Annotated in this window: 18 protein-coding genes; 12 read left to right on the top strand and 6 right to left on the bottom strand. The window is 52.5% G+C overall.

Going from position 1 to position 16454, the window contains the following annotated elements; all coding sequences use genetic code 11:
- Window positions 1-86 precede the first annotated feature (86 nt).
- Together KNP02_RS01255 and KNP02_RS01250 are read left to right on the top strand one after the other, a co-directional pair.
- Window positions 87-1784, top strand: a complete 1698-nt coding sequence (locus KNP02_RS01255; protein ID WP_214706493.1) for a putative polysaccharide biosynthesis protein — start codon at window positions 87-89, stop codon at window positions 1782-1784.
- Window positions 1784-2494 (top strand): pseudouridine synthase, encoded by a 711-nt coding sequence (locus KNP02_RS01250; protein WP_034778298.1) that lies wholly within the window; start codon window positions 1784-1786, stop codon window positions 2492-2494. The genes KNP02_RS01255 and KNP02_RS01250 overlap by 1 nt, the downstream gene beginning before the upstream one ends.
- A gap of 83 nt (window positions 2495-2577) precedes the next feature.
- Here KNP02_RS01250 and KNP02_RS01245 read toward each other — a convergent pair whose 3' ends face one another.
- Window positions 2578-2799 (bottom strand): DeoR family transcriptional regulator, encoded by a 222-nt coding sequence (locus tag KNP02_RS01245; protein ID WP_081637897.1) that lies wholly within the window; start codon window positions 2797-2799, stop codon window positions 2578-2580.
- Window positions 2800-3105: 306 nt separating this feature from the next.
- On the opposite strand from KNP02_RS01245, the gene pepV reads away from it, so the two are divergent.
- Genes pepV through KNP02_RS01215 form a run of 6 tightly spaced genes read left to right on the top strand, consistent with a single transcriptional unit; the run spans window position 3106 to window position 10124 of the window.
- Window positions 3106-4491 (top strand): dipeptidase PepV, encoded by a 1386-nt coding sequence (gene pepV / locus KNP02_RS01240; RefSeq protein WP_214706482.1) that lies wholly within the window; start codon window positions 3106-3108, stop codon window positions 4489-4491.
- A gap of 59 nt (window positions 4492-4550) precedes the next feature.
- Complete coding sequence (locus KNP02_RS01235; protein WP_084592834.1) at window positions 4551-5702, top strand: MFS transporter; 1152 nt, start codon at window positions 4551-4553, stop codon at window positions 5700-5702.
- A 5-nt stretch (window positions 5703-5707) separates the two neighbouring features.
- Entirely contained in the window at window positions 5708-6283 is a 576-nt protein-coding gene (gene thpR / locus KNP02_RS01230; RefSeq protein WP_214706465.1) for an RNA 2',3'-cyclic phosphodiesterase, read from the top strand.
- Window positions 6253-7092 carry an NERD domain-containing protein gene (locus KNP02_RS01225; protein WP_214706463.1) on the top strand — a complete coding sequence of 280 codons (840 nt, stop codon included), beginning with the start codon at window positions 6253-6255 and terminating at the stop codon, window positions 7090-7092. The genes thpR and KNP02_RS01225 overlap by 31 nt, the downstream gene beginning before the upstream one ends.
- Before the next feature lie 21 nt (window positions 7093-7113).
- Window positions 7114-9279: a type I pullulanase gene (gene pulA / locus KNP02_RS01220; RefSeq protein ID WP_214706461.1), complete on the top strand. Its 2166-nt coding sequence runs from the start codon at window positions 7114-7116 to the stop codon at window positions 9277-9279.
- Between the two features lie 50 nt (window positions 9280-9329).
- Window positions 9330-10124 (top strand): phosphotransferase family protein, encoded by a 795-nt coding sequence (locus KNP02_RS01215; RefSeq protein WP_034779996.1) that lies wholly within the window; start codon window positions 9330-9332, stop codon window positions 10122-10124.
- 45 nt (window positions 10125-10169) lie between these two features.
- Here the strand turns inward: KNP02_RS01215 and cydS are convergent, their stop codons facing one another.
- Window positions 10170-10280 carry a cytochrome bd oxidase small subunit CydS family protein gene (gene cydS / locus KNP02_RS15025; RefSeq protein WP_021065570.1) on the bottom strand — a complete coding sequence of 37 codons (111 nt, stop codon included), beginning with the start codon at window positions 10278-10280 and terminating at the stop codon, window positions 10170-10172.
- A 135-nt stretch (window positions 10281-10415) separates the two neighbouring features.
- On the opposite strand from cydS, the gene trmB reads away from it, so the two are divergent.
- Both trmB and KNP02_RS01205 read left to right on the top strand, forming a co-directional pair.
- Window positions 10416-11063, top strand: coding sequence for a tRNA (guanosine(46)-N7)-methyltransferase TrmB (trmB, locus tag KNP02_RS01210; RefSeq protein ID WP_138859161.1), 648 nt, complete (start codon window positions 10416-10418; stop codon window positions 11061-11063).
- Between the two features lie 105 nt (window positions 11064-11168).
- Window positions 11169-11678, top strand: a complete 510-nt coding sequence (locus KNP02_RS01205) for a hypothetical protein (protein ID WP_233004420.1) — start codon at window positions 11169-11171, stop codon at window positions 11676-11678.
- A gap of 24 nt (window positions 11679-11702) precedes the next feature.
- On the opposite strand, the gene dhaM is transcribed toward KNP02_RS01205, so the two are convergent.
- The 4 genes from dhaM to KNP02_RS01185 form a co-directional block, all read right to left on the bottom strand.
- On the bottom strand, window positions 11703-12071 hold the full coding sequence (gene dhaM / locus KNP02_RS01200) for a dihydroxyacetone kinase phosphoryl donor subunit DhaM (RefSeq protein WP_256440833.1): 369 nt from the start codon (window positions 12069-12071) through the stop codon (window positions 11703-11705).
- Window positions 12064-12654 carry a dihydroxyacetone kinase subunit DhaL gene (gene dhaL, locus KNP02_RS01195; RefSeq protein ID WP_138859163.1) on the bottom strand — a complete coding sequence of 197 codons (591 nt, stop codon included), beginning with the start codon at window positions 12652-12654 and terminating at the stop codon, window positions 12064-12066. The genes dhaM and dhaL overlap by 8 nt, the downstream gene beginning before the upstream one ends.
- A 24-nt stretch (window positions 12655-12678) precedes the next feature.
- Window positions 12679-13656, bottom strand: a complete 978-nt coding sequence (dhaK, locus tag KNP02_RS01190; protein ID WP_138859164.1) for a dihydroxyacetone kinase subunit DhaK — start codon at window positions 13654-13656, stop codon at window positions 12679-12681.
- 104 nt (window positions 13657-13760) lie between these two features.
- Window positions 13761-14063: a PepSY domain-containing protein gene (locus KNP02_RS01185; RefSeq protein ID WP_214706457.1), complete on the bottom strand. Its 303-nt coding sequence runs from the start codon at window positions 14061-14063 to the stop codon at window positions 13761-13763.
- Window positions 14064-14199: 136 nt separating this feature from the next.
- Between KNP02_RS01185 and KNP02_RS01180 the strand changes: the two genes are divergently transcribed.
- Window positions 14200-15273 (top strand): M42 family metallopeptidase, encoded by a 1074-nt coding sequence (locus KNP02_RS01180; protein ID WP_034778279.1) that lies wholly within the window; start codon window positions 14200-14202, stop codon window positions 15271-15273.
- A gap of 125 nt (window positions 15274-15398) precedes the next feature.
- Window positions 15399-16415, top strand: coding sequence for a PTS sugar transporter subunit IIC (locus KNP02_RS01175; RefSeq protein WP_214706447.1), 1017 nt, complete (start codon window positions 15399-15401; stop codon window positions 16413-16415).
- Window positions 16416-16454 lie beyond the last annotated feature (39 nt).

Here is a 16454-nt window from a genome sequence, read left to right as displayed (position 1 = left end):
TATCTGCAACAGTAAGAGTATAATGAGAAACGGTTGTTTTGTAAAACTAGGTACATTAGTTGTGGAAGAATAGATGGAGGTATCTCATGTCATCAAGTGTCAAACAAGATTCAGGACGGGAGTCCTTCGTCAAAGGCACGCTGCTCTTATCAGCCGGAAATTTGATCTCGCGTGCGCTCGGACTGCTCTATACGTTTCCCTTCCAAGCGATGGTCGGGATTGCCGGCGTCACGCTCTATCAGGCGGCCTACACCTATTATGCGCTCATGATCGCCATTTCGACGGCGGGGATTCCTGTCGCCGTCTCAAAATTTATCGCCAAGTATAACGCGCTCGGTGAATATGGCACGAGTCAGCGCTTGTTCCGTCAAGGGATGAAGCTGATGCTCGTGACCGGAGTCGTCGCTTTTTTATTACTGTTTTTCTCAGCACCGTGGTTATCAGAACTCATGGTCCGCAACTCGGAGAACAATCAGCAATATATCGACTCGTTGACGCTCGTCACGCGTAGCGTCAGTTTCGCACTCCTGCTCATCCCAGCGATGAGCATGGTGCGCGGCTATTTCCAAGGACATCAGGACATGGCCCCGACGGCCATCTCGCAAGTCATCGAACAGATCGTCCGCATCATGTTCCTGCTCAGCGGAACGATGCTCGTCTTGTTCGTCTTCTCGGACTCGGCACTCATTCGTCCGCTCGCCGACTCGCTCGGTGGGACCGCTGCCGTGGCGACGACCGAGTTGAACGGGTTGAAAGTACTCGCCGTGACGATCGCGACGTTCAGCGCCTTTATCGGGGCGATCGGAAGTATCGTCGTGCTCGCCATGTATTGGCGCAAACGGAAAGACATCCATCGTCAGACGGATAATCCGGCCGGTACGCCAGTCCGTTCGATGAAATCGCTCTTGCTCGAGTTGCTCAGTTACTCGATCCCGATCGTCATGGTCGGCTTGTCGACGCCGCTCTATCAGTTCGTCGACCAGTTGACGATGGTCAACACGTTGCTCAACTCGGGCAAGTCAGTCGCTGAAGCGACGTCCGCTTTTGGATTCTTGACCGGGAACGCCCATAAGATCGTCTTGATTCCGGTCTCGATCGCGGCAAGTGTGTCGATGGCGACGATTCCGCTCGTCACGAAATCGTTCACGCACGGCGACATGAATAAAGTCCGTAATCAAGTGAACCACATCTTCCAAGTGTCGTTCTTTGTCACCATCCCGGCCGTCATCGGGTTGGTCGCCCTTTCCGAGCCGTTGTTCGGGACACTGTTCCCGGGTGACCGGGAAGGGTGGGTCTACTTGCTCCACTATGCGCCGAGTGCGTTCTTCCTGGCCTATTACTCGGTGGCAGCGGCCATCCTGCAAGGGATCAATCGTCAGTACTTCACGATTTTCGCGACGGCGATGGGACTATTGACGAAAGCTGCACTCAACGTACCGTTCGTCTATGCGCTCGGCGGCATCGGCGCCGGTTACGCGACGATCGCCGGCTATATTGTCGCGATCATCCTCATGGTGTGGAAAATTCAACGGACGCTCCAGTTCCCGTATAAGCAATTGTTGCGTCGGACGATGCTCATGTTTGCCATGGGTGGGGCGATGTTTATCGCGGTATACGGCTCGTTGTTCGTCACGCTCCGAGATGAGCCGAGCTGGGGGAACGATATATTGGCTACGATTGTCGGTTTCGGAATCGGCCTCGTCGTATACGGCTATCTCGGTTGGAGAAGTCACTTGGCCGGAAAACTACTAGGGAAACGATTCCAATATCGGAGGAAAGCATAATGCGAATTGATAAATTATTGGCGAACATGGGATATGGTTCGCGTAAAGACGTCAAGATTTTATTGAAACAAGGGGCCGTCCGGATCGATGACCAGCCCGTCAAAGATGCGAAACGACAAATCAACTTAGAGGCGGAACGTGTGACCGTGCACGGGGAAGTCGTCGAGTACAAACCGTTCGTCTATTTGATGATGAACAAGCCGGCTGGTGTCATCAGTGCGACCGAGGACAAAGTCGAGTCGACGGTCGTCGATTTAATCGACCCGGCCTATGCCCATTACGATTTGTTCCCGGTCGGACGCCTCGACAAAGATACGACCGGCCTGTTGCTATTGACGAACGATGGGGCGTTCAATCACGCGCTCATGTCGCCTCGTAAACACGTCGACAAAGTATATATCGCCGAAGTCGATGGGGAGATGACGGCAGATGATGTCCGTCGCTTCGCCGAAGGCGTCGAACTCGAGGACGGCTACACGACGAAACCGGCACGACTTGAACTGCTCAGCAAGTCCGGTCGCCGCTCGACGATTCGCTTGACGCTCTCGGAAGGGAAGTATCATCAAGTGAAACGGATGGTCGCCGCGGTCGGAAAACATGTGGAGCGGCTCGAGCGCGTCCAAATCGGTGGCCTCGAACTCGATCCGACGCTTGAACCTGGTGCATACCGTGAGTTGACAGAAACGGAAGTCGACTTGTTCCTCATATGATTCGGAAGTACGTGTCAATCGGCACGTACTTTTTTGTGCAAAAAAAAAGGGACCCGCGTGCGGAATCCCTTGTAACTTGTTATTCAATTTGCCGTCTTGAGCGAACGTTTCGATGACGTCCACGTGCCCCGACTCGGACTTTCAACCAGATTGTTGTATTCAAGAACGTTCAAATCACGTTGTACGGTGCGTGACGTGATCCCAAACTCCTCTACTAGTTCTGAAGTGGTGACGCATTCCCTTTCGTTAATGAACAAATAAATGGACTTGATGCGGGTTAGCATACGATCTGTTGAACCTTTCATTGGATGACCTCCCAATGCGTAGAATGATGAAAGACAAAACCTACGGACGACAAATGAAATATGAAATTGTTATTTTCTAAAATTACACCTTTAGTATACCGCTCTCAAATAGAATTGCAAGTGAAAAGAACGAACAATCGAAATGTAAAGAACATGTTAGGAACGTAAATATCGAATGAACATCGTGTAAATGGATAATAAAACTTCTAAAAGACGAACGAAAAAATAATTTCGAAATGAATGTTCGTCTTTCTAACATTTGGATATACTAATAAGGGAGAGAACATTCGCAAAGGGGAGATTGAGATGAATTGGAGACAAGAAGTCGACGCACGAACAGACGCGTTTTTAGAAGATTTAAAAGGGTTGTTACAAATCCCGAGCGTCCTCGATGAAGACAAGGCCGGACCGAACGAGCCGTTTGGTCCTGAAGTCCGCCGTGCCCTCGATTATATGTTTGCGTTAGGAGAGCGTGACGGATTCGTGACGAAAGATGTCGGCGGTTACGCTGGCCATTTGGAGTACGGGTCAGGCGAAGAAATCGTTGGGATCCTCTGCCACTTAGACGTGGTGCCGGCCGGAGACGGATGGACGTATGGGGCGTTCAATCCGACGGTCGCGGACGGGAAACTGTACGCCCGCGGCAGCAATGACGATAAGGGTCCGACGATGGCTGCTTATTACGGGTTGCGCATCGTGAAAGAACTCGGGTTGCCGCTATCGAAACGTGTCCGACTCATCGCCGGTTGTGACGAGGAGAGCGAATGGCGCTGTGTCCGTGAATATTTTAAGCAGGAAGCGATGCCTACATACGGTTTCGCACCGGATGCTGATTTCCCGATTATTAACGCGGAAAAAGGTTTGTATGACGGTGTCTTGAAGCAACTCCCAATTCAGCGCGTACCCGGCTCGAAACATCACTTGGTCTCGTTCGTGAGCGGAGAACGTCCGAACATGGTCCCAGATTTCGCGACCGCGGTACTCGAGACAGAAGATGTGCTCGAAGAAAAATTTGAGGCCTACCTTGCGAAATATGAGGCCGACGGGACGTGCACATGGGACGCGGGGACGTATACGTTCACGATGAAAGGTGTCGCCGCCCATGCGATGGAGCCGGATAATGGTGTGAACGCGGCCTACGTACTTGCCGGGTTCCTACTGACGCTTCCACTCGATATTCAAGGGGAGCGCTACATCGAGTTCATCCGCCACGTCTTTGCTGACTCACGCGGGATTTCGCTCGGCATCGAAGCGACCGACGAGACCGGTGACTTGACGATTAACGGTGGCGTGTTCCACTATCAGGGCGAAGAGCGGACGGCGACGGTCAATATCCGTTATCCGTATACCGCGAAGTTTGAAGAACGATTGCAAAACTTGAAAGAGATCGCCTTGTCGTTCGGGTTCGAACTGTCGACGCGTCACCACATGCCGCCGCACCACGTGGCCGAAGACCATCCGCTCGTGAAAACGTTGGCGGATGTGTATGAGCGTCAAACCGGCGAATCGGCACACTTGATGGCCATCGGCGGAGGAACGTATGCCCGTTCGCTCGAGGCTGGTGTGGCCTTCGGCGCATTGTTCCCAGGAGCGAAAGATGTCGCGCACCAAGTCGATGAATACATGGAAATTGAAGATTTACTTCGCGCCGCCGCCATCTATGCGGAAGCGATTTATGAGCTCGCTAAATAATAATCCGTGAGAGCTGACTGATTCGGTCGGCTCTCTGTCTGTTAGGAAGGAAGTTTACAGTGAACCAACAAAAACTATCGTTTCAATCAATGTATGTCGCTATCTTTTTCGCACAAGGGGCCCTCATTCCTTACATGGCACTTTTCTTCTCGCAGGCACGCTTTGATTTGTCTCCGGGTCAGGTCGGGACGATTGTCGCCATCATGCCGATCCTCTCGATTGGTGTCCAGCCGTTATGGGGCATGCTTGCCGATCGGACGGGCCGTGTCCGGGCGTGGCTCGGTATCGCCATGATCGGGGCGGCCGCCCTTTCCATCACGTTCTTGTTCGCGACCGATTACGTTTGGATCGTGCTCTTGATGGTCGCCTGGTCGGTGTTCCAATGCGCGCATATCCCGCTTATCGATATGATGACGCTCGATTATACGGCCCGTGTCAAAATTGATTATGGAGCCATCCGTCTATTCGGATCGGCCGGTTTCGCTATCGCTGTTTTCATGATGGGACGAATCGCGGATACGACGTGGGGGCTTGCGAGCACATTTTTGCTCAGCGCCATCGTACTCGTGGCCGGTAGCATCGTGCTAAGGACGATTGCCGAACCGGTGGCAACGCGCGCGACGACGGTCGCCCCGTTCGCTTGGTCGGCCGTCTGGAACGCCCCGTTCATCGCCTTTTTGATTGGGGGCATGCTCGTCTTCGGTCCAATCTATGCGAACAACTATTACTTCGGGATATACGTGACGAGTATCGGCGGCTCGACGACGCTCGTCGGGACGTTGTTTTTAGTGGCCGTGCTTTGTGAGATCCCGTTCATGAAAGTGGCGTATCAAATCGTTGAACGTCTTGGGACGGTCAACGTACTTGCGGGAGCGGCGTTAGTTTCAGCGCTCCGCAACGGTTGGCTCGCACTCGAACCAGAACTGTGGGTCGTCTGGCTGCTCGCCATCGTCCAAGGGCTCGTCGTCGGCCTGCTCATTCCGGTCGCGCTTCAGTTTGTGCGAAGCCTTGTCAGCCGAAACGTCACCTCGACGGCGATTGGCGTCTATATGGCAGTTACTTCAGGTTTGGCGACGGCCGCGTTCAATCAGTTGAGCGGAATCATCATTGAAGTGAACAGCATTATCGGTGTATTTTGGATGTACACAGTCGTCAGTGTGATTGGCGCGATTTTATTCTTAGGGTTGAGACGGTTTCGTGAGAAAGGATGATTCCGATGTCGACACATTACTTTATAGCGCTACCGATGGATGAGGCGGAGTTCGAACGCGTTCAACGGGCCATCTTGCCGTTTTATTCGTATCGCCGGACGTATCGGCCGGAAGAATTCCATTTGACGCTTCAGTTTCTTGGCGCATTGGACGATGATGAAGTCGAGGCGGTCAAAGAGATCACGCGTGACGTGACGGAAGTGACGGCTCCGTTTTCACTGACGTTCCAACAAATTGATCACTTCGGGAGACCAGATCGTCCTCGAGTGTTGACGATCGTCCCGGACTCGTCTGCAGAATTGACGGCGCTCACCGGGACGCTCCGGCGCAAGCTGTCTGAAGAGATTGCGTCACTCGACCGGAAACCGTTCGTCCCGCACGTCACGCTCGCCAAAAAGTGGGACACCGGGTCGATCAGTTCATATATTCCCCCGACGTTCAAGATCGAAGAGTCGATTGAAGCCGTCATCCTTTATCGAATCAATCCGAACCACACCCCTGCCTATGAGGCAGTTGAAGTATTTCCGTTACAGCGGTCAGAGGAGGACACATGGCGATCCCGATTAAAATTTTTGACGTGACATCTAAATATGAACGAAATATGCTCGATCAGTTCAATCGTTTCCAAGAATACGTCGAGTCCGATATCGCCCGTATGCGCCGCCTGCATGAGTCCAATCGGTTGAATCCACCCGAGATCATGGAGTTTGAGAACCCGTGGTGGAAATTTTGGCGTCGAACGGAACGTATCGAGCTCGAACCGACCCCGCTCTCGGAAACGCAGTTCCAGGCGCTCCTCGCGAACCGTCGCCACATCCAGAAGTTGCAGTTCGCGTGTGAAGGGGCGACCGAAGCAGACATGCCGTTCTTGCCGTTCCTTCGTGAATACGGTTATCGCAAGATGGTGACCGAATGGAACGACCAACACTTCTTCATGTATCGTCCAGTTGTCGAATGGAACGGGGCAACTGTCGAATTGAGCCATCTTATCATCGGACCGTCACATCTGTATTTGGTCGAATGGCTTGACGGGGATCGGAGCATCTATCACATCTCAAAGCAGAAGACATGGATTCATCAACCGCTCAAAGGGGAAAATAAACGTGTAGTCAATCCGCTCATTGCATTGACGCGCACTGAAGAAATCATTCGACAGTTTCTTCCGTCCTATGACGGGGTCATCCAAAAAGTCACGGTGGCCCCAGAAGGCTATTTCGATCACGTGCCCGAGACACGGTCGACTCAGTTCATTTCACGCTCTGATTATGAGTCGTGGCTGAAACAAGTGAACACGAGGGCACCGATCGTCAAAGCCCAACAAATTCGAGATGTGTCGAAACTACTAGATGCGACAGCCCAGATGCCGTTTCGACAATTTTTGGACCAGTAGGTTGGAGAGGATGGAACGCGTATGCATCACACACCAGAGCAGCAAACGACGTCACATGTGACGATTGAACGGGCATCTTTGCTCTCGTTCGAGACGATTCGACTGGAAGTCATCGCCGAATATGAATCCGTTCCGGTACAGATTGAACAGAACGGTCGACCGGTCGACTATGTGGTGCTCAATGAATGGACGACAGAGGCCGGTACGATTGAGCGAGATATCCGATTGGCGCGACCGGTCACGCTTGAAGCGGTCTATACTGTATTTCACCCCGGACATAAAACGATTGTCGTCGTGCCACGTGAAATCGTGCATACGGACGAGTTCGAACGCCGTTATGCCTATGACGGACCGCTCGGCCTCACTTTTTCCGAACACTCGATCGAGGCATACGTTTGGTCTCCCGTCGCGTTCTCGATTTGGCTCGTCATCCATGACTCGACGACACATCGTGAAATCGAGCGGTTTCGTATGTCTAAAGAGAGCCGTGGTGTCTGGCATGCCGACGTGCCTCGGTTTTATGAAGGTCACTATTATCGACTGTACGTCAAGACGCCGGTCGAAACGAACGAGGTCGTCGATCCTTACGCGAAAGCCGTCAGCCTGAATGGCGAATTTGGCGTATTGATCGATGTCGAGGCGCATGTCGCCGCCGATGTCACGCCGACGGAACGGCCGCCACTTCGGAAAGCGACCGATGCGGTCATCTATGAACTGAACATCCGGGACTTCACGAGCCATCCGTCCTCGATGAGTCAGATGCGAGGTTTGTATGGTAGCATCGTCGAGACCGGAGTGAGAACGAGCGGCGAAAACAGTGCCGGCTTCGATTATTTGAAAGAACTCGGGGTCACCCATCTGCAACTGTTGCCTGTCCATGACTTCGGCAGCGTCGATGAGGCGACCCGGATGCCATACAATTGGGGATACGACCCGATTCATTGGTTCGGATTAGAAGGGAGTTACGCCTCAGACCCAGCCGAGCCGTTATCGAGAATTCTAGAATATGCTCATATGGTCGAGGAACTGCATCGTCACGGGATGCGGGTCGTCGTCGATGTCGTCATGAACCATGTCTTTATCCGTGAACAATCCTCGCTCGAAGCGCTCGTCCCTTACTACTATTTCCGTTATGAACATGACGGGACGGTCGCGAACGGGACTGGGGTTGGGAATGACACGGCCTCGGAACGGTACATGATGCGGCGGATGATTGTCGATTGTGTGACTTTCTTTGCCGAGGCGTATCACGTTGACGGCTTCCGGTTCGACTTGATGGGAATCCATGATGTCGAGACGATGAATCAAGTCCGGGCTTCGCTTGATAAGATTGATCGTTCAATCTTGATTTACGGGGAAGGATGGGATTTGGCGACACCGCTCAGCCCATCGTTGAAAGCCTCGTCCCATAACGCCGCCTTTATGCCTCGAATCGGGCACTTCAATGACATGATGCGGGACGCGTTAAAGGGGTCGACGTTCAATGACCGCGAACGCGGTTTCGTCTCTGGTAACGAATGGCGGGAATGGGAGCTTCGCGAGTGCATCACGGGAGCGGTTCAAATCCCGAACGTCACCGTCGGACGATTCCCGAGCCCGCAATATACAATCAATTACGTCGAGGCGCATGACAATTACACGACCTACGATAAATTGCTCTTATCGTGTGAGGATATGGACGAGGTGGTGCGATTACGGATGCAACGATTCGCCACGGCCATCGTCATCACGTCGCAAGGCGTCCCGTTCCTCCATGCAGGCCAGGAGTTTGGTCGGACGAAACAAGGGGTCGAAAATAGTTACAACGCACCGGACCGAATCAATCACTTCGATTGGGATTTGCGGGACGAGCGTCAGAGTGAAGTCGAATTTGTGAAGACGCTGTTGAAATTGCGACGCCGTCATACGTGTTTCCGTTACGATAGTCGGCAGAAAGTCGTGGAGCAATTCAAGTTCCTTCCGTCGCCTCCAGGCGTGATTGCCTATGAGTTAACGGCGAGCCATTCCTACGATGCGTGGCAACGCGTCCGTGTCTATTTGAACGGAACATTCGGTGACGTGACGTTTCATGCCGACGGAGACTGGAACGTTTATGTGCAAGGGGAAACGGCGAGCCTCGTCCCGATTGCACGAAATCCGCGTGAGATTCAAGTCGAGTCGTTGTCAATGACGATTATCGCGTGTTAATATGGTGATTGTATCTTTGTAATTCTTAATGAGATTTGAGCGTGATGAATATGTATTCAGATATAATCGGTGCGCTCGGTGAAGAGTGGACGGTGGCTTCCGCAGGCGGGATTACAGGCGAAGCGTACGTAGCGACGACGCGCCAACAAAAAATCTTTGTCAAACGGAACTCGTCCCCGTTTTTAGCCATTCTTTCCGCCGAAGGCATCGTCCCCAAATTGCTGTGGACGAAGCGGATGTTCAACGGCGACGTCCTCAGTGCCCAACAGTTCATCGAAGGTCGTGAGCTATCGCCAACCGATATGAAACGGTCTGATGTGGCGGCACAGCTTGGGAAGATTCATCATTCGAAAGAGCTATTATTCATGCTGCAGCAATTGAATCATACACCGGTCACGTCGACGCTATTGCTTCGGCAATGTGCCGCCTATGAGCAAGACGAGGCGGATGTGACGATTGATGAAGCGGTCCGTTGGCTCACTATGCATCAACCGATTGATGACGAACGTGAACTTGTCGTCTGCCATTCGGACCTTAACCATAATAACTGGATCGAGGACGAGACGGGTCTATTGTATTTGACCGACTGGGATGACGCCATCATCGCCGACCGTGCCTTTGACTTGGCGATGGTCGTTTACAGTTATGTCGATGAGGCGGAGTGGGAGACGTGGTTTAGCCATTACGGCATCCGTTACACGTCAGAGCTCCATTACCGGATGCACTGGTATGCGATTGCCCAGACGGTTCTCACGTTGTATGGGGAACAGAACGGTATCGCCCGGGCAGAAGGATTGACCGTGCTCCGTGAACTGCTCGATGAGGCAGATGAACGGACACAATGAAAAAAGGGATGGATCACGAGTGTGAGCCATCCCTTTCCATATGCATTAGACATCATCAGGTTTCATGAAATACGCCCAAACGAACGTGGCGATGACGGCGCCGAAAAACGTCAGCGGGGCCGCATAAAAGATTAAAAATTGATCCAACGTGCTCATCGATATAACCTCCTTGTGAAGGATGATTCATGTTCATTAAACAATGATTTCGTGTATAATCGCAAGGGGACTGCTCGCACGAAGCGGCTAGTCAGCATAAACTTGAACATTTCTTGAACGAAAGGTTGGAAAAACATGCGTTTACGTCACAAACCTTGGGCCAAAGAATATATGGAAGCTCAAGAACACGTCTTTATCACTCATCCCGAAACGTTAAAAGGGAACTGGAAAGCAGAATTTAAGAACGACAATCCGCTCTTCATCGAGGTCGGTTCGGGGAAAGGGCAATTCATTTTAGGGATGGCCCAACAGTTCCCGGACGTCAACTTCATCGCCATCGAGTTATTCGAGAGCGTCGCCGTATCGATCGTGCAAAAGCTTGTCGAGACACCGATGCCAAACGTCCGCGTGTTGACTGTTGATGCCAAGCAACTCGTCGACTACTTCGAAGCCGGTGAAGTCGATCGCGTCTATTTGAATTTCTCCGATCCATGGCCGAAGACACGCCATGCGAAACGTCGTTTGACGTATAAAACGTTCCTCGCCACATACGAGGCTGTGTTGCCACGCGGAGGCGAGATTCATTTCAAGACGGATAACCGGGGGTTATTCGAATATTCGCTCGAAAGCATGAGCCAATACGGCATGTACTTCACAGATATTTCACTTGATCTTCATGCGAACGAGCCGGCGGATAACGTGCGCACCGAGTACGAAGAGCGCTTCAGCGCCATGGGACAACCGATTTACCGGATGGAGGCAGCTTTCCGTCCGAAAATTTGACACGCTTTTTTCTTATTTTAATAGCATTTTCTTCACACTTTTTTCTTTCTTCTTGGTACAATAGGAATGACGCTAAACTGGAATTAGAGAAGGGGGAACATGGGGATGTTGAAAAAAGCATGGGCAAGCCTGCTTGCACTAATCTTCATTCTAACAATCGCACCACTTAATACCTCGGCAAACGAGGCGTTCTTGGACGCCCTTGAAGAGGATCTGAAAGCCACGCATTATGACTACAAAGAAGGAACGGCTGAAATCGTAAAAGAAGAGACGCTCCGTCATTCGAATGGCAATGAAGTCATTGCGGCGGTCGTTGAAATTGATACGGTCCGTGACGGCATCTTCATCACACGTAAGACCGAGTTCCATTACTATGATGCGACGGACAACAAAATCCTCGCAACAGCTGACCTCGCAGAAGTCGAAGGCGCGACTGAATTTGCGGATGCGAACATCGACATGCTCGGACAACAAATTGTCTATTGGTTGCCTGTGTTGATTTTGCTACTCTTAATCGCGATCCCGGTAGTCATCTTGTTCGTGGTTGTTCCACGTTTCTACTCGACGACCGAGTTCATGAACCCGATTTATGAGAAAAACGATAACCCACGTTAAAAAAAGAGCCGCGAGGCTCTTTTTTTATGCCATTTTCAATTGTTCGACGATTTGAGCGACATCCATGCCGTTACCGGATGAGACGGAAGCGACGAAGGCACTCTCGACGATCGGACCGTCATAGAACTGAATCGTTTTATCGCCTTCATACATATCGACAGCGAGTTCTGCGTTCATCGTGGCCGAACCGATATCGGATAAGATGAGCGCTTCTTTGTCGACGGCCTCGATTGCCTCGAGGATACGGGTCACATCTGTCCCGATGCTGCCGTCCTCAAGCCCGCTCGCTAAATGGATCGGAACGGCGGGGGCCATCTCTTTCATCAAGTCTTGAATCCCTTCAGCGATTTTAGCGCTATGGGATACGATGATGAGCTCTACGATGTCACTCAACCTCCTTCATAATCGCTTTCAACACGATGGAACTCGAGAGTGCGCCAGGGTCGACCGTGCCGCGTGAGTTTTCACCGAAATAAGATGCCCGTCCTTTCGTGGCGATCATATCTTCGGTCTCGCCGACGAGGCGGTCGAGTTTGGCATCAAAATCGTCAGCCTCGCTCAAGTCAGACAAGAACGGTTCCCACACATCGACCATTGTCTTCTGGCCAACTTCTGACTTCCCGCGCGCCTTGATCGCTGTCGACGCCTCAAGAAGCGCTTCTTTAACGAGCGTGAAATCGGCCTCAGTCGCGTCACCAAACTTAGGTGCAGCCTTGACGAATGCCGACCCGTATAGTGGACCGGCTGCGCCGCCGACTTTCGACATGAGCGTCATCCCGACTTTCTTGCTCAAGTCGCCAAGGCTGGCATAGTCGTCATCGAGTACGGCGACGACCGCTTCAAAGCCGCGCGACATATTGATACCGTGGTCTCCGTCACCAATGGCGCGGTCGAGGTCGGTCAGTGTATCCTTGTTCGCCTCAATCTCGGATTGGGCGTGTCGTAATGCTTGCTTGAACCCATCAATCGTCAACATTGCATAAACACCTCATTCATTGGATTAGAGTTTGAAACCTAGTGCCGCCGACGGTGCATCGAGATAACCCGTCATTTCTTCGTCGAGCGGCAAGAGCGTGATTGAGAACCCGTGCATCTCGAGGGATGTCATATAGTTGCCGACGTATTTCCGTTTCAACGTGTAGCCGGCATCTTCTAATTTTTTCGCGACAAAGTGATACGTCACGTACAATTCAGACAAGGGCGTACCGCCCATACCGTTGACCATAACGGCAACTTCGCCAGGACTCACTTCTTTTTTCAAGTGGTCGAGCAGGTCATCCACGATGGCATCGACGTTCGTCGTCGACTTCCGTTCGACGCCGCGCTCCCCGTGAATCCCGATGCCGATTTCCATCTCTTCTTCATTCAAATCAAAACCTGGCTTGCCGCTCACCGGCATGTAACAAGGTTCGACAGCCATACCCATCGAGCGAACGTTTGCCGCGACCTTCTCCGCAAGCGCTTTCACTTCGGCGAGTGATTTCCCGCTCGCTGCGGCCGCACCGGCGATTTTATGCACAAACACGGTACCGGCAACACCGCGGCGGTCTTCCTTGTTCGAGATGGCGACATCGTCTGCGACGACGACGTGGTCGACTTTAATTCCTTCGGCGTCCGCAAGTTCGGCGGCGAGCTCGAAGTTCATGACGTCACCGGCATAGTTTTTGACGACGAGTAATACCCCGTTTCCTCCATCGGCCGCCTTGATGCCTTCGAGCACCATGTCCGGGGTCGGGGACGTGAACACTTCACCGCATACAGCGGCATCGAGCATCCCGTCACCTACATAACCAGCGTGGGCCGGTTCATGACCGCTGCCTCCACCCGAGACGAGTCCGACTTTTCCGGACTTGGCCCCGTCAGCACGACAGATGACGTTGAAACCTTCCACACGACCGTACAGTTCAGGATGGGCATGGACCATTCCTTCGACCATTTGTGACACGAGCTCGGTTGCTTCACCGATCAGTTTCTTCACGTGGGATCACTCCTTTTTGAGTTTGAAAAGTACCATATTCAATTTTCCACTCTTTCGCCCAGATTAAACAAAAAAAGTCGGCGAATGTCATCGCCGACCCCACATCATGCATATTCAAGTAAAGCGCCAGTCTCTGAATCGACTGTAAATTGGTACGTCTTCTCTTCGTCGTTCTCGAGAACCGAGATGCCGCCTTTAAAGACGTCATACTCACGTCCGTCATACGTGTAAATCTCAGGTGATGCCGAGATCCATGCGCCTTGAACGTGACCTTTGGCTGAGAATGCCCGTTTCGTGTACTCGAGCGCGTCCTCGGCCGATAAGCTTCGTTCATCTAACACTTTTTTCGTCATAAGTGCGGCCGCGATGGCAACCCCGATCCCAATTAACCAATACCTTTTCTTCATATGACTACCTCCCCTTGAACTATGGCTATCATGTACATCGTACCAAAACCTGTACCCCATTGGAACGAAAACCATTCGCATCTGCCGAAAAGTTCTGTATATAATGAAACAAGAACGGTTGAAGGGATGGATGGAAATGGAACAAAAAACGAGAGACTTATTCAAGACGTTGACAGAACTTCCGGGCGCACCTGGATTCGAATCAGAGGTTCGTCAGTTTGTTCGTGACCGAATCACACCGCATGTCGATGAAGTCATGACGGACGGTATCGGCTCAATCTTTGGGAAACGGGTCGGGGACGAGGCGGGACCACGCATCATGGTCGCTGGACATATGGACGAAGTCGCGTTCATGGTCACCCGGATCACAGAAAACGGGATGCTATACATACAGCCGCTCGGTGGATGGTGGAGCCAAGTGCTCATGGCGCAACGGTTTGATATCGTGACGAACGATGGATTGATTCCGGGCGTCGTCGCATCGACACCTCCGCACCTGCTCGGACCGGACGCAATGAGTAAACCGATGGACATGAAACAGATGTTTATCGACATTGGCGCCGATACGAAAGAAGAAGCCGAGTCATGGGGTGTCCGTCCGGGTCTTCCGGCTGTGCCGACAAGCGACTTCACGCCGCTCAAACATCCGAAAAAGATTATGGCCAAAGCATGGGATAACCGTTATGGGGTTGGTCTGGCGGTCGAGTTGCTCGAAGAGACGACAAAAGCCGATCATCCGAACATCTTGTTCTCGGGTGCGACTGTCCAAGAAGAAGTCGGACTCCGTGGAGCGCAAACGGCAGCCGAAATGATTCGTCCGGACGTCGCGCTCGTTCTCGATGCGTCACCGGCTAACGATGCGTCTGGCAATAAGACGGAGTTCGGCCAACTCGGGGAAGGGGCGCTCATCCGAATCCTTGACCGGGTCATGGTCATGTCTCCAGAGATGCGTGACTTCTTACTCGACACGGCGTCTGATGAAAACATCAAAACGCAGTACTTCGTCTCGCCAGGTGGAACGGACGCAGGCCGCATCCATATGAGCGGGGAAGGGGTCCCGACGGCCGTGATCGGTGTCGCAGCGCGTTACATCCATACACACGCCTCGATTCTGCATACGGACGACTATGATGCGGCGAAAGCGCTACTCAAGGCGCTCGTCAAACGACTCGATCGTTCGACGATGGAGACGCTTCGAGCTTCACGCTAAAGGTAGGGAGAACGTCACTCGTGTAGTGGCGTTTTTTATATTGAAATTTCCCGAGAAACGCTTATACTGATAAAAGTGTGAAGACAGAAACTTTACGACTGACAAGACAGGAAAGAGGGATTTCCATGTTTAAGAAAAAAGGGATCACGCTCAGTCCGTCGCTTTATTTTGTGACGGCACTCAGTTATATGGCACTCGGCTTATTCAGTACGCTCATCATCGGCTTGATCATGAAGACGGCGGGTGGGCAATTGCTCGAAACGAGTCTGTCCGGTTTCGGGTCGACGCTCATCGAGATTGGTGATGTGGCCATCAGCTTGACCGGTCCGGCCATCGGGGTTGCAATCGCCTATGCGCTTCAAGCACCGCCGCTCATCTTGTTCTCGGCGCTCGTCGTCGGGGCGTTCGGTTACGAGTTCGGGCCAGCCGGCAGTTATGTGGCGACGTTGCTCGCTGTCGAGGTATCCAAACTCGTCTCGAAATCGACGAAACTTGATATTTTGGTCACACCGTTCACGACCATTGGCGTCGGTTATTTGGCTGCAACGTATATCGGTAAGTATGTCGGCTTGTTCATGACACAGCTCGGGACGTGGATCGAGTGGGGCACGGAACAACAGCCTTTGTTCATGGGCGTCGTCGTCGCGACACTGATGGGACTCGCGCTCACGGCACCGATCTCGAGTGCGGCCATCGCGCTCATGCTCGGCTTGAGTGGCATCGCGGCAGGCGCGGCGACGGTTGGCTGCGCCGCCCAGATGGTTGGCTTTGCAATCACGAGTTATCGGGACAATGGCATCGGCGGTGCAATCGCCCAAGGGATTGGTACTTCGATGCTTCAAGTCGGCAATATCGTGAAGAATCCTTGGATCTTGTTGCCGCCGACGATAGCGGGGGCGGTGCTCGCCCCGATCGCGATTCTGTTGTTCGAGCTCGAGAGCGTCGCGGCTGGTGCCGGGATGGGGACAAGCGGACTCGTCGGTCCGATTGTCATGCTCGAGACGATGGGCTTCAGTTGGCACATGTTCATCGTCGTCTTCGGCTTTTTGATTGTCGGTCCGGCAGTGCTCAGTTATGCGGTCTATCAAGTGTTGGTCCGGATCAATCGGATTCGGCCGAACGATATGAAAATCGAATATTGAGCGACACGAAAGAGAGCGTCCCGGCGAATAAGCGGGACG

Origin of the sequence: Exiguobacterium sp. s40 (assembly GCF_018617905.1) — a bacterium.
Taxonomy (GTDB): Bacteria; Bacillota; Bacilli; order Exiguobacteriales; family Exiguobacteriaceae; genus Exiguobacterium; species Exiguobacterium mexicanum_A.
Note: the sequence above shows the minus strand (reverse complement) of the source record. Positions and strands in the feature narration are given on the sequence as shown.

Bases quoted from the DNA above. Each gene is read 5' to 3' on its own strand.
- KNP02_RS01180 (WP_034778279.1), top strand. From the start codon at position 14,200: ATGGAACAAAAAACGAGAGACTTATTCAAGACGTTGACAGAACTTCCG.
- thpR (WP_214706465.1), top strand. From the start codon at position 5,708: ATGTCGACACATTACTTTATAGCGCTACCGATGGATGAGGCGGAGTTC.
- KNP02_RS01225 (WP_214706463.1), top strand. From the start codon at position 6,253: ATGGCGATCCCGATTAAAATTTTTGACGTGACATCTAAATATGAACGA.
- cydS (WP_021065570.1), bottom strand. From the start codon at position 10,280: ATGAGCACGTTGGATCAATTTTTAATCTTTTATGCGGCCCCGCTGACG.
- KNP02_RS01185 (WP_214706457.1), bottom strand. From the start codon at position 14,063: ATGAAGAAAAGGTATTGGTTAATTGGGATCGGGGTTGCCATCGCGGCC.
- KNP02_RS01255 (WP_214706493.1), top strand. From the start codon at position 87: ATGTCATCAAGTGTCAAACAAGATTCAGGACGGGAGTCCTTCGTCAAA.
- pepV (WP_214706482.1), top strand. From the start codon at position 3,106: ATGAATTGGAGACAAGAAGTCGACGCACGAACAGACGCGTTTTTAGAA.
- KNP02_RS01205 (WP_233004420.1), top strand. From the start codon at position 11,169: ATGTTGAAAAAAGCATGGGCAAGCCTGCTTGCACTAATCTTCATTCTA.
- KNP02_RS01250 (WP_034778298.1), top strand. From the start codon at position 1,784: ATGCGAATTGATAAATTATTGGCGAACATGGGATATGGTTCGCGTAAA.
- KNP02_RS01175 (WP_214706447.1), top strand. From the start codon at position 15,399: ATGTTTAAGAAAAAAGGGATCACGCTCAGTCCGTCGCTTTATTTTGTG.
- KNP02_RS01215 (WP_034779996.1), top strand. From the start codon at position 9,330: ATGTATTCAGATATAATCGGTGCGCTCGGTGAAGAGTGGACGGTGGCT.
- pulA (WP_214706461.1), top strand. From the start codon at position 7,114: ATGCATCACACACCAGAGCAGCAAACGACGTCACATGTGACGATTGAA.
- KNP02_RS01245 (WP_081637897.1), bottom strand. From the start codon at position 2,799: ATGAAAGGTTCAACAGATCGTATGCTAACCCGCATCAAGTCCATTTAT.
- dhaL (WP_138859163.1), bottom strand. From the start codon at position 12,654: ATGTTGACGATTGATGGGTTCAAGCAAGCATTACGACACGCCCAATCC.
- trmB (WP_138859161.1), top strand. From the start codon at position 10,416: ATGCGTTTACGTCACAAACCTTGGGCCAAAGAATATATGGAAGCTCAA.